Annotated in this window: 10 protein-coding genes; 6 read left to right on the plus strand and 4 right to left on the minus strand. The window is 44.3% G+C overall.

Going from position 1 to position 12562, the window contains the following annotated elements; all coding sequences use genetic code 11:
* Window positions 1-43: 43 nt before the first annotated feature.
* On the plus strand, window positions 44-1168 hold the full coding sequence (locus VB714_RS07515) for a quinone-dependent dihydroorotate dehydrogenase (RefSeq protein WP_323222692.1): 1125 nt from the start codon (window positions 44-46) through the stop codon (window positions 1166-1168).
* Window positions 1169-1181: 13 nt separating this feature from the next.
* Here the strand turns inward: VB714_RS07515 and galE are convergent, their stop codons facing one another.
* Window positions 1182-2195 (minus strand): UDP-glucose 4-epimerase GalE, encoded by a 1014-nt coding sequence (gene galE, locus VB714_RS07520; RefSeq protein ID WP_323222694.1) that lies wholly within the window; start codon window positions 2193-2195, stop codon window positions 1182-1184.
* Window positions 2196-2280: 85 nt separating this feature from the next.
* Complete coding sequence (locus VB714_RS07525) at window positions 2281-4242, minus strand: phosphodiester glycosidase family protein (protein ID WP_323222696.1); 1962 nt, start codon at window positions 4240-4242, stop codon at window positions 2281-2283.
* A gap of 368 nt (window positions 4243-4610) precedes the next feature.
* On the opposite strand from VB714_RS07525, the gene VB714_RS07530 reads away from it, so the two are divergent.
* From VB714_RS07530 to VB714_RS07550, 5 genes are all read left to right on the plus strand, one after another.
* Window positions 4611-9335: a glutamate synthase-related protein gene (locus VB714_RS07530; protein WP_323222699.1), complete on the plus strand. Its 4725-nt coding sequence runs from the start codon at window positions 4611-4613 to the stop codon at window positions 9333-9335.
* A 238-nt stretch (window positions 9336-9573) separates the two neighbouring features.
* Window positions 9574-10707, plus strand: a complete 1134-nt coding sequence (locus tag VB714_RS07535; RefSeq protein WP_323222701.1) for a hypothetical protein — start codon at window positions 9574-9576, stop codon at window positions 10705-10707.
* A gap of 4 nt (window positions 10708-10711) precedes the next feature.
* On the plus strand, window positions 10712-11077 hold the full coding sequence (locus VB714_RS07540; protein ID WP_323222705.1) for a hypothetical protein: 366 nt from the start codon (window positions 10712-10714) through the stop codon (window positions 11075-11077).
* A 7-nt stretch (window positions 11078-11084) separates the two neighbouring features.
* Entirely contained in the window at window positions 11085-11834 is a 750-nt protein-coding gene (locus VB714_RS07545) for a hypothetical protein (RefSeq protein ID WP_323222707.1), read from the plus strand.
* Window positions 11831-11938 (plus strand): type II toxin-antitoxin system prevent-host-death family antitoxin, encoded by a 108-nt coding sequence (locus VB714_RS07550; protein ID WP_323222708.1) that lies wholly within the window; start codon window positions 11831-11833, stop codon window positions 11936-11938. Before VB714_RS07545 ends, VB714_RS07550 begins: the two co-directional genes overlap by 4 nt.
* Before the next feature lie 34 nt (window positions 11939-11972).
* Here VB714_RS07550 and VB714_RS07555 read toward each other — a convergent pair whose 3' ends face one another.
* Together VB714_RS07555 and VB714_RS07560 are read right to left on the minus strand one after the other, a co-directional pair.
* Entirely contained in the window at window positions 11973-12311 is a 339-nt protein-coding gene (locus VB714_RS07555) for a type II toxin-antitoxin system PemK/MazF family toxin (RefSeq protein ID WP_323222710.1), read from the minus strand.
* Window positions 12298-12498: a hypothetical protein gene (locus tag VB714_RS07560; RefSeq protein ID WP_323222711.1), complete on the minus strand. Its 201-nt coding sequence runs from the start codon at window positions 12496-12498 to the stop codon at window positions 12298-12300. The genes VB714_RS07555 and VB714_RS07560 overlap by 14 nt, the downstream gene beginning before the upstream one ends.
* Between the last annotated feature and the right edge of the window lie 64 nt (window positions 12499-12562).

Below are 12562 nucleotides of genomic sequence, written 5' to 3' on the forward strand. Positions count from 1 at the left end.
TAAACTAATTTTAGATTGAACTCAAGGTTAAAAATACAATTCAATGGATATTTATAAATTAGGAATTAAACCGCTTTTATTTTCTGGATTAAAAACCGATCCAGAATTGATTCATCGCAATACTTTAAAATGTCTCCATTGGTTGGATTCTCATCCCAAAAATCTTCTGGCAATTTCTCTGCTACATTCTTTAGAAGCATCTTGCTGTATTAAAGATAGTAGATTAGAACAAACTTTATGGGGACATAAATTTTCCAATCCTTTGGGATTAGCTGCGGGGTTTGATAAAGATGGTATTGCGGCAGGAATATGGCATAAAATTGGTTTTGGGTTTGCAGAATTGGGAACAGTTACTTTTCATCCTCAAAGTGGAAATCCTCCACCGCGTTTATTTCGCTTGTTAGAAGATGAAGCAGTTCTTAATCGCATGGGGTTTAATAATCAAGGAAGCGAAGTTTTACAACAAAATTTAAAACAGCGAGAGAAGCAATTTGCTATTCCCATGGGTATTAACTTAGGTAAATCTAAAATAACCCCTTTAGAAACAGCAGCCGAGGATTATTTGGGCAGTTTTCAACGCTTGCAGAATTTAGGGAATTATTTCGTTATTAATGTTAGTTCTCCCAATACTCCTGGACTGCGATCGCTGCAAAATAGTCAGCAACTATCCTCAATTTTAGAGGCTATTCAACAGGAAAATCAAGGACAAAAACCGATCCTCGTAAAAATTGCACCGGATCTAGAATGGGAGGCGATCGCATCTGTTCTCGAATTGGCTAAAATGTATCAACTTGCGGGAATTATTGCAACCAATACCACCATCCGCAAGGATTGTTTAAAAACAAGCATCATTACCGCAACAGGAAACCCTGTCATGCAAGAAGCAGGAGGTATTAGTGGAAAACCTCTGCGCGATCGCGCTACTGAGGTGATTCGCTTTATTTGGCAGCAGACAGAGGGACAATTACCTATTATTGGTGTGGGTGGTATTTTTACACCTGAAGACGCTTGGGAAAAAATTACGGCTGGTGCGAGTTTAATTCAAGTTTACACGGGTTTGGTTTACGAGGGTCCTTGGATGATCGAGCGCATTTTAAAAGGGTTGCTAGGGAAATTAGAAGAACATGGATTTGAGAATATTGGCGATGCGATCGGATCGGGAAGATAGAGAGAGAAAATCTTTAAGATTGTTGGCGATCGCCATGTCGTTTCTGATGCCATTGCCAAGCATGGTTTATAATCTCTTCAATTTCAGTATATTGAGGAGTCCATGCTAAGATTTTGCGGATTTTTTCACTCGTTCCCACCAATTGCGGAGGATCTCCAGGGCGGCGATCGCGCTCTAATACGGTAAAATCTTTTCCAGTTACCTTTTTAGCAGCTTCAATCACTTCTTTCACCGAAAATCCAGTACCATTGCCTAAATTAAACACTTCAGTTTTCCCCCCTTTTAAAAGATAATCTAATCCCAAAATATGGGCGCTGGCCAAATCGTTTACATGAATGTAATCTCGGATACAAGTGCCATCAGGAGTAGGATAATCTGTGCCGAATATAGAGATAGCATCTCGTTTCCCTAAAGCCGTAAATAAAGTTAGAGGAATGAGATGAGTTTCTGGATTATGATCTTCCCCCAAACGACCTTGCGGATCGGCACCGGCAGCGTTAAAATAACGAAAACGTACCGACCGAAAATCGTAAGCGCAATCCATATCTGTAAGTATTTGTTCTACCATTAACTTACTCCGTCCATAAGGATTAATGGGTTCTGTGGGATGATCTTCAGGAATAGGAAAAGTTTTCGGAACACCGTAAACGGCACAGGTAGAAGAAAAGACAAATTTGTTCACCCCTGCTTTTAACATTGCTTCCAAGAGTGTTAAGGTGCCGACAACATTATTGTGATAGTATTTGTCTGGTGCAGTAACAGATTCTCCCACATAAGCATAAGCAGCAAAGTGCATGACGGCGGTAATATTGCGAGTGGCGAAAAGATTGTCTAAGAGTTGGCGATCGCAGGTATCTCCTACAATTAATTCAACCTTTAAAATATCTTCGGCAAATTCTCGATGTCCGTAAACAAGGTTATCGAGAATAATAACTTGATATCCCGCCTTTTGTAGGGCAAGAACGGCATGAGAACCGATATATCCAGAGCCTCCAGTGACTAAAATTGTTGCTGGTGTTTTGTCCATTTTTTCTACCGTCGTATTGTAATATCAGAATACTTTGCGATACTAGCAATTTTTACGCCTCTTTTTGCATTTTGTAGAGAGGTCACTAGCGAGAGTTAGCACTTTTCAAGTAAATCCCGATCCCATTATGAACTCGGGCAGCCGTGACAGCAGAACGATCGACCAGTTGACCTCCCAGATAAAAAGAGGTAGAACTCCCACCATCTAAATTTAACGCATCCATCATGCCTAACCTTAAGGCCAGCCGAGCCAGTTCGTTGAGAGTGGGTCCCCGTCCCCCAGGACGATTGTGAATAGCCGCAATGATTAAAGTACCTTGGCGAGTGATGCCGATAAGACTGCGAGAAGCGGCTTGACCATTGAAGGCATTACTGAACTTTTCCCCGCTAGGATTAAGAACAAATTGTCCATTTTGGAGCAAAAGCGGACCCGCCCCCATAATCTGGGGATAATTGCCAAAATTGGGCGGTACGGTTTCGCTTTCAAGACTCACTTGAGTCCCCACCGCCAGATCCCGAGAGGAAGCACTGCCCCCGCGAATCGTGAGAAGATAACCCCCGGAAGGAATGGGAAATGCTGACTGTCCCGCTTTTCCCCCCGGAAGTTGTTGGGTAACGCGATCGCCTTCCACTAGAACAATCGTTTCGTTATCGGTGAGGGGGGTATATTGCGCCCCCCATTCCGAGGTATAACGGGCAATTCCTGCCTGTAAGTAGCCGCTATTGAGGAAAAGCACAAACAAGCGTTGACGAGTTGAGGTGACAAGGGTTTCCCGCAGATACAAGCGTCCGATCGCCACATTCCCCGAGTCATCCCAGGCGATCGCCCCCCGATTCAAAATCGGCCCCGAAAACCATTTTCCATCCCGACGAATAGCCCCCAGAGGCAAACGATTATCGCGATTGAAAAAGCCCCCATTAATGGCTGCAAAGGCTTGCCACTGCCGTCCCATCGTCACTAAAGGTTCGGTGCCCTGCATCGATCGCGGGTTGCCCCAAATCGGTCTGAGGGCAATATTGGGATTGCGGGGATTAAATTCTAAGGAAGTGACGGGAAAACGGGTATCATCGGAAGGAACATAACGTCGTTGCCAGCGCATTCCAGGTGCAACAATAATATTTCGTTCTGTCAGGGCATCGGGACGGACATCAACGATCAGTTGGGGAGGAGAAGCCGTCGAGGTGACTTGGAGTTGGTTTCCTGTGGGTAGGTCAATCTGGATTTTAGTGCGTAATTCTCCTGGTTCGATCTTCGCATTCAATTTTGCAGATCGATCTTTGCGGGAAGGGAAGAGTTGAGAAAATAAAGGCAGATTTTGAGATTGGCTGCTATTTTCGCTGCTATCAAGGGGAAACTCCGTGATATTGCTTCCTTCCAGCATAACAACGCCTTCCTTGGGATTTTGGCTGACTTGCCAAAATGCGGGGCGATCGAGAGAAATCGTCATTTTTCCTCCTTCCCCCTGATGTTGTTGTTCGATATTGTTAATTCTGGGGGGAGAAAAATCGATACTTAAAATACTTTCATGGGTTTGCACTTGACAGTTAATCTCTGTGAGGATATCCGTAATATCGAGATAGCGGTAAGCATCGATAAAATGGACGGATAAGGTTTGAGAGATGCCAAACCAGCGAACGGGTTGAACATTGGCATCCTCCGTGTCGAGTAACTCAAGTCCTAAAATGGCTTCAGCCGCAGTATCGCTGAGTCCAGTTCTCGTCTCGTCCCCATCTTGCCACTGTATCCATGCCCCAGAAAAAGTTTTACCATTGAGGGAGAGGCGATCGCCTTTCTCGATGGCGATCGCAGAGGCAACTTCAACAGGGGAATCATTGGCCACCAGCAGGGCTGTAGGAGACGGAGATGGGACAGCGCGATCGCCTGCGGTGAAAACCATTCGCGCCATTGATAAACTGGAAATTAATAACGCGAAAGTGAGTAAGGCGATCGCGATCGCCAATCCCAAGCGCAAAGACATTCTACCCCTTCTCCTGCGCCGCAAGTGGCGGCTGCGTTCTCGGTTACGATACTGATTCTCCATACTCATACTTTTTCTCTCCTGGCGATCGAAACGCGATTTCTTGGACGGATTGGCGATCGAAATAATGTGAAAAATTTGTCAAGTTCAAGCATTCCCCATGATAATGTTCAGACTAACCTTAATTGAATCGCAAGATCGTATTACAATCGATTGCTACGCAAAGCGCAGTGGGATCGATCCCAGAGACTCTGCGAGGGCAAAAGACAAGCGGAAACATTATTTCCCCTTTTTTATACGCCAGATCCATTTTGAGTTGTGCCGTTTGCGGTTCAGAAATGTAGCTGGCTAGAATTCATAGTCTCTCGCCATTTCGTTTGATTCAATCTTGTCTCCTTCCCCAAGTTGCTATTGTTCGTTTAAGTCAAGTCGTAAATATGGAAAACCGAAACTCTTTCTCTTCGCTTCGGCAACACTCAACCCTCTCCGTTGCCGAACATCCCTATCCCGGTCAACCTTGGCTGGTAGAAGAACGGGATGCCTGTGGTGTTGGCTTTATTGCCGATCCGACCGGCAAAAGAACGCATAAACTTGTCCAACAGTCCTTAATTGCTTTGGGATGCTTGGAACATCGGGGTGCCTGTAGTGCCGATCGCGATACAGGAGACGGTTCTGGGGTGATGACCGGAATTCCCCGAGAAATATTTCAAACATGGTTTAGCGAGAATAATATTACAATGCCCGGCCTGGATCGGTTGGGGGTGGGGATGGTTTTCCTACCGCAAGATGAGGAAAAAGCAAAAGAACATCGCGGGTACATTGAAGAAGTGGTTAAGGGGGAAAAATTAGAGTTCTTGGGATGGCGAGAAGTTCCCATTATTCCAGAAATATTGGGACGACAGGCGAAAGAAAATTTACCTCGCATTGAACAGGTCATGGTGACATCTTCGACTTTAGCGGGAGATGAACTCGATCGCGCCCTCTACATTGCCCGCAGTCGCGTCGGTAAGCGCTTAAGCGATGATTTTTACATCTGTTCCTTCTCCTGTCGTACCCTCGTTTATAAGGGGATGGTTCGCGCTGAGATTTTAGAGCAGTTTTACCAGGATTTAGCGAACCCAGATTATCGCAGTGCCTTTGCCGTCTATCATCGCCGCTTCAGCACCAATACCATGCCCAAATGGTATCTAGCTCAACCCATGCGTTTATTGGGGCATAACGGCGAAATAAACACCCTTCTGGGGAATATTAACTGGATGGCGGCACGGCAAAATAATCTTCTCTTCCCCGGTTGGACTTCTACAGAGTTAAAGGGCTTAACCCCGATTGTCAATCAGGAAAACAGCGATTCCTCGAACTTGGATAGTGCGATGGAATTGTTGGTACGGACGGGGCGATCGCCTTTAGAAGCGGCGATGATCCTGGTACCAGAGGCCTATCAAAATCAGCCGGACTTGGATGATTATCCAGAAATTGTCGAATTTTACGACTACTACAGCAGCATTCAAGAACCCTGGGATGGTCCCGCTTTATTGGTCTTTAGCGATGGTAAAACCATTGGTGCGACCTTGGATCGCAACGGTTTGCGCCCTGCCCGTTACTGTATTACCAAGGATAATTACATTGTCGTTTCCTCAGAAGCGGGAGTCGTGAACCTGCCGGAAGCCGATATTGTGGAAAGGGGCAGACTCGGGCCAGGTCAAACCATTGCCGTAGATTTACAAACCCATGAAGTGCTGAAAAATTGGCAAATCAAGCAGCGCGTTGCCAAACAGCATCCCTATGGAGAGTGGGTGAAAAAGTATCGGGTACAAGTATCGCCCCAGTCTTTCGCGGAAACGCCAACTTTAGACCCAACGGCATTATTGCAGGTGCAGACGGCCTTCGGTTACACCGCCGAAGATGTAGATATGATCGTCGTACCGATGGCGACGCTCGGTAAAGAACCGACTTTTTGTATGGGAGATGATATTCCCTTGGCGGTACTCTCCGATAAGCCACGCTTACTTTACGACTACTTTAAACAACGCTTCGCACAGGTAACAAACCCACCAATCGACCCTTTGCGAGAAAGTTTAGTCATGTCTTTGAATATGACCCTAGGCGATCGCGGCAATCTCCTAGAAATTCAACCGGAAAGCGCGAAAGTTCTCAAAATCGAAACCCCGATTTTGAACAATGCAGAGTTAGAAGAAATTAAAACCTCTGGGTTTGCTGTCACGCAACTATCTACTCTCTTTGATGTAGCAACGGGGTTAAATGGTTTAGAAGCAGCTTTGCAGAAATTGTGCAAAAATGCCGCAGAATCAGTCAAAGCAGGAAGTAAGATTCTCATTTTAAGCGATCGCGTTTCCCCGAGCAGCGATCGATTATCCGTTATCAATGGGGATAATTTATACATCCCTCCTTTATTAGCAGTAGGGGCAGTTCACCATCATTTGATTCACGAAGGATTGCGGCTGAAGGCTTCTTTAGTCGTAGATACGGCACAATGTTGGAGTACCCATCATTTCGCTTGTTTGGTGAGTTATGGAGCCTCAGCAATCTGTCCCTATTTAACCTTAGAAACGATTCGCGGTTGGTGGCATAATCCTAAAACTCAGAAGTTGATGGAGAATGGCCGAGTCCCTCAAATGACCGTAGAAACTGCCCAAATTCAATACCGCAAAGCCGTTGAAGCCGGACTGTTGAAAATTCTCTCGAAGATGGGGATTTCCCTGCTATCTTCCTATCATGGGGCGCAAATCTTTGAGGCGATCGGCTTGGGTGAAGAAGTTGTGAATCTAAGTTTCAATGGTACAACTTCCCGTTTAGGCGGCATGAATCTGTCCGATCTAGCTAAAGAAATTTGTGCATTTCATCATCGCGCCTTCCCAGAATTGGCAGATAAAAAGTTAAAGAATTTCGGCTTTATTAACTATAAACCCGGTGGGGAATATCACATGGGTTCTCCGGAAATGGCCAAATCCTTACATAAGGCGGTGCGGGGTTTCGAGGAGATGAAAAAAAGCCGCAATGAATCCCCCCTAACCCCCCTTAATAAGGGGGGGAAAGAGGGAAGTGAGTTAATTGCCGAAAATTACGACCATTACGAAACCTATTTACAATACATGGAAGGCCGTCCCCCCACGGCTTTACGGGATTTGTTGGACTTCCAAAGCGATCGCGCTTCCATTCCTATCGATCAAGTGGAATCCGTAGAAGAAATCGTCAAGCGCTTCTGTACTGGGGCGATGTCCTTGGGATCATTGTCACGAGAAGCACATGAAGGATTGGCGATCGCCATGAACCGTTTAGGAGGAAAATCCAACTCCGGAGAAGGAGGAGAAGACCCCCAACGCTTCCTCACCATTAACGATGTGGACGAAAACGGACATTCTCCCACCTTCCCCCACCTGAAAGGACTGCGAAACGGCGATAGTGCTTCCTCCTTTACCAAGCAAGTTGCTTCGGGACGCTTTGGGGTGACACCGGAATACTTAATGAGTGGCAAACAGCTAGAAATTAAGGTGGCGCAAGGGGCTAAACCTGGAGAAGGGGGACAATTGCCTGGACCGAAAGTGAGTCCTTATATCGCCATGTTGCGGCGATCGAAAGCAGGAGTTCCTTTAATTTCTCCTCCTCCCCACCACGATATTTACTCCATTGAAGACCTATCCCAGTTGATTTTTGACTTGCATCAAATTAACCCAGAAGCGAAAGTTTCTGTGAAATTAGTGGCAGAAATTGGCATCGGTACCGTTGCGGCTGGGGTTGCCAAAGCCAATGCCGATGTGATTCAAATTTCCGGACATGATGGCGGTACCGGGGCATCTCCCTTATCTTCCATCAAACACGCGGGAGTTCCTTGGGAATTGGGAGTCACGGAAGTTCACCGAATGCTAATGGAAAACGGGCTGCGCGATCGCGTCCTATTGCGTGCTGATGGCGGTCTGAAAACGGGCTACGATGTCCTAATCGCCGCGTTAATGGGGGCAGAGGAGTATGGCTTCGGTTCCGTGGCCATGGTCGCGGAAGGCTGCATTATGGCGCGAGTTTGCCATACCAATCAATGTCCGGTGGGAGTCGCGACGCAACAAGAACGACTTCGCAAGCGTTTCCCCGGTACTCCCGATCATGTCGTGAATTTCTTCTTGTTTGTCGCGGAAGAAGTGCGGCAATTATTGGCAAAACTGGGCTATCGCAGCCTCTTGGAAGTCATCGGGCGTTCTAATTTGCTGAAAGTGCGCCATAAGCAAGTGACCAAAACCCAACACTTAAATTTAACCTGTTTTACCCTGCCTCCTGTCACTGAAGATCGCACCTTCTTAAACCACGAACCCGTTCACAGTAATGGTGCCGTGTTAGACGATCGCCTCTTAAAAGATGCAGAAATTGCGGCGGCGATCGCCCATCAAGGGGCGGTAACAAAGGAAGTTGACATTGTGAACACCGATCGCGCTACGGGAGCCCGGATCGCCGGGGAAATCGCCAAACGCTACGGCAATTCTGGCTTTGAGGGTCAATTGAATTTGAACTTCAAAGGTGCTGCGGGTCAGAGTTTCGGGGCGTTTAATTTACCCGGTATGATTCTGCGCCTATCGGGGGTAGCGAATGACTACGTGGGTAAAGGAATGCACGGGGGGGAGATTATTCTCACTCCTCCTGCTGAAGCCACCTACGACCCCTCCGAGAATGCGATCGTGGGCAATACCTGCTTATACGGTTCCACTGGCGGTACATTATACGCCAACGGACGGGCGGGGGAACGTTTTGCGGTGCGGAATTCCAAAGGTGTCGCGGTGATTGAAGGTGCCGGCGATCACTGTTGTGAATATATGACTGGTGGAACGATCGTGGCGATCGGTTCTGTGGGTCGCAACGTCGGTGCCGGGATGACGGGAGGTTTAGGTTATTTCCTCGATGAAGATGGCAAGTTTGCCGCCCGCGTCAACCCGGAGATCGTCTCAATTCAGCGCGTGACAACTCCCGCAGGTGAGGCGCAGTTGAAGGAGTTGATTTCTGCCCATGAGTCACGAACCGGAAGTGCGAAGGCTAAGGCTATTCTGGCGAACTGGTCTGAGTATTTAGGCAAGTTCTGGCAGGTGGTACCGCCTTCGGAGGCAGATACGCCGGAAGTGAATGCTGTGGCGAGTGAGGAAAAAGCTCTTTCCTCTGTGTGAGCTTGAGTTAGAATGAACAAGGAACTGAAATTAACTCAGTTCCTTGTTTGTTTAGATGAAATTCCGATAACTTCATTGAGAATGCAATCCTAGAATCTCAGGATAGCTCTGTCAGATAGACAGAAAAATTATAGTTTCGACTCACTTAAACTGTTATAATGATTGTTTAGCTTTCAAGATTTTTTGCTTACACGATAAATCTTGAAATGCGATCGCCAAGCAGTACGAGTAAAACTGTATGTCTAAACCTCAAGCCTTTATAGATTCGGGCTTTTCCTCCCGCGAAGAATTTCGTATTGCATTCTTGTCCAGTCCTGATTTTAAAAGCATCACTCTAAAAAATTTAGATCCATCAGAAAGACAAAACGATACTAAAAATAATAAAGCAAAACGAATTTCTCAGGCAATTGAGACAGGTACAATCTCTAACAATCGCGTTTTATTAGAATACGTTAAACAACCCAGACAATGGTTGAGCTTTAAAATTGGTCAATCTGTTAATGCTCCTAAATTTGAATCTCCTGAAAAATTACTTACAGAGTTTGGCTCAAATACTTGGTATGGACCCATTGTAGCCTCAAATCTTTCCCCAAAATGGTATATTAGAACTTTTACAATTCCGTACTATGTTAAGACAAATATTGATACAGGACAACAGTTTCAAGACAATAAGATTCGATGGACGGTAATTGCTGAAGTAGGAAAAAATTACCTTGCTCTATCATGGAATAATTTTACATACACTCAAATTGTTGAAGATGAAAACAAGATTGTTCCCGGACAGTTTCCCTTCTGGAAATCATATTATATCCCTCAGTGTTTTGATGAATTATCACAATCTTTGCAAGGTCAATGGCAAGAACCTAATTTACATGGTTTAGTTCTTCATACGCTTTGGGACAAATATACAACGAATCATAACTATCGATGGCAACATTTGAGGATTCGAGCAGAAGCATCAGGAGTTGCTTTAAATGCTCATAGTGCAGGAGCATCAGAAATTGATGTCAGAGGTTTGCAAGCCTTATCGAGAACATTAGCAGAGTCAGTAGTAGAATCTGTGGGTGTTTCAGGAGATTTAAAGAAACTAGAGCGTGCTGAAAATGCTGTATTACGCACGCTAGTTAAAGAATGGGGAACAAAGTCTTATGAGTTCCGCCTTGACCAAAACACTCCATCTAGCTCTACTGAAACAGATGAAGCACAAAATCAACAAACCACAGGACTTTTCAAGGCTCACTGCTATTTTGGACTGAAACCTGAATCTAAAACTCAAGATTCTTTACAGCATCTTAAATGTTATTCTGGTTACTATGGAGGTAGTACGAACGCTCTGAGATTTTTACTGAAGGAATTAGGACTTGGAGGCTAAGACCATGCTCAGCTTACAATGGCATCAGCGATTAGATTTTCTATCCAGCGACCAAAAGGCCAAGCTGAGCAAACACTTTAGCAAGCCCGATCAAACCGCTATGGCACATCAATTAGCAGTTCTCCTTGGAATAGATTACACTCATGCTTTAGAAATATTAGTCATTCTAGAAGCGGAAGGACTCTGTGAAAATCAACTTTTAATTTACCATCAATGCGAACCAGATGTTCCTGTTGGTTCAATTCCTTATGGTAAAGGCTTCCCCAATTTACCTTGGTCTTGCCCTGAGTGTGACATAGAAGTTGAAGATTATGATGAATTATTGTTTGATATTTTAGCAAAAGCTAAAGAACCTATTGAGTTTGCTTGATTAAATTATGCCCACTCAAGAAGAGCTTGTTGACTCTATTCTAAAAAGTTTAGAAACATTAGATAGAGACGAGCCTGCAACAGATAAATTAGCGACTTATTGTTATACGGCTGATAAAAGACTCCCAAACACCTTAGAAAAATTTGCCAAGCATCTCAAAATCAAAAATCCCAGTCAATCTCAACTCAAAGAGCGAGGAAATTTATTAGAACAAATTGTATATCTTGTTTTCCAAGGACTAAAAGGTGCAACGAGCTTTAAAAGTTTTCAATCAGCCGGATCTCAGTACGATCTTTTGGTAACTGGAGATAATGAAAAATGGAAAACTGTCTGTGAACTGCTATATCTTGGTTTTACTCAGCGAGGAATTATCACCGAATCTAAAGCGCGAAAAGATAAATTACAAGACAAAGATTTTGCTAGGCTTTGCAGTATTATGGAGTTAAATCTAACTGGATGCGGCTTGGGTATATTTTTTACTTTAGAAGGAGCAACAGGCTTTCCCACAACAGAAAAATCGAACAGACAAAGAAAAATTAGTGATTGCAAACTTCGCCAAGTTATTTTTCATGCTAAAACTCAAAAATATATTGTTGTTTTCGATAAAGATGAAATTCTAAAATTGGGAGAAAATGGAACATTTATAACCATGCTAACTCGAAAAATTCGCGATATCCGAGAGCTTTCTGGTATTCCTCCTGAACCTGTTGAGAATTTCCAAGAAATTGATTTACCTGCTCATTTGAAAGAATTATGAAAACAATTTCGATCGCAGAAGCACAAGCAAACCTCAAAACCGTACTTCAAGACAGCCAAAAAGAGAAAATTATTATTACGGAAAATGGACGAGCGATCCTGTAAATGTGCCAGAATAGAAAAAAGCGCTAGTAATGTATTAACCAAAAACAGATTGTAACATCTTTTTTGATTCCAAGCGATCGCTATTCTCCAATTCACCTAACTTCCTCAGTATTAAACTTTTTTCTACAGTCATGACAACGGGTTTAATAATTGAAGGTTTCAGTAAACCTGCTGCACTCCAATCATTCACTACAAGCTCTCCTAAAACGAGCGTACTTTTCAATTGGCTGGTAATTGCCATTGCGATGAGATCGATATGAATTTGATTATACATATCAGAACTGATAACAATAGCCGGACGCTTTTTGATAGTTGTTTGGTCGGTGAAAGGAAACGGAACTAAAATAACATCTCCAAACTTATAAATTGTCATATTCTGCGTCCTCAGAATTGTCCCATATTTTTGCTAATGAATTTTCTGAGAGTGTCATAGCAGAACGCACTAAAAATCGTTTTTCTCTTTGCATCAATAATTCATCAATAAACTGTTCGACAACCTCAATCTGCTCTGAAGGTAAACGACGCAGTTTTTCCAATAAAACTGATTCTGGATTTGTCATCTTTACTCTCCCAATATCGCATCTTTTAATTTTACCGTATTCTGCGATCGCGCTTCTGAAAAAT

Source organism: Spirulina sp. 06S082, from assembly GCF_034932145.1.
GTDB lineage: Bacteria > Cyanobacteriota > Cyanobacteriia > Cyanobacteriales > Spirulinaceae > CCY15215.

Coding starts and splice junctions, on each gene's coding strand:
- VB714_RS07550 (WP_323222708.1), top strand. CDS start 11,831: ATGAAAACAATTTCGATCGCAGAAGCACAAGCAAACCTCAAAACCGTA.
- VB714_RS07545 (WP_323222707.1), top strand. CDS start 11,085: ATGCCCACTCAAGAAGAGCTTGTTGACTCTATTCTAAAAAGTTTAGAA.
- VB714_RS07515 (WP_323222692.1), top strand. CDS start 44: ATGGATATTTATAAATTAGGAATTAAACCGCTTTTATTTTCTGGATTA.
- VB714_RS07560 (WP_323222711.1), bottom strand. CDS start 12,498: ATGACAAATCCAGAATCAGTTTTATTGGAAAAACTGCGTCGTTTACCT.
- VB714_RS07540 (WP_323222705.1), top strand. CDS start 10,712: ATGCTCAGCTTACAATGGCATCAGCGATTAGATTTTCTATCCAGCGAC.
- VB714_RS07525 (WP_323222696.1), bottom strand. CDS start 4,242: ATGAGTATGGAGAATCAGTATCGTAACCGAGAACGCAGCCGCCACTTG.
- galE (WP_323222694.1), bottom strand. CDS start 2,195: ATGGACAAAACACCAGCAACAATTTTAGTCACTGGAGGCTCTGGATAT.
- VB714_RS07530 (WP_323222699.1), top strand. CDS start 4,611: ATGGAAAACCGAAACTCTTTCTCTTCGCTTCGGCAACACTCAACCCTC.
- VB714_RS07555 (WP_323222710.1), bottom strand. CDS start 12,311: ATGACAATTTATAAGTTTGGAGATGTTATTTTAGTTCCGTTTCCTTTC.
- VB714_RS07535 (WP_323222701.1), top strand. CDS start 9,574: ATGTCTAAACCTCAAGCCTTTATAGATTCGGGCTTTTCCTCCCGCGAA.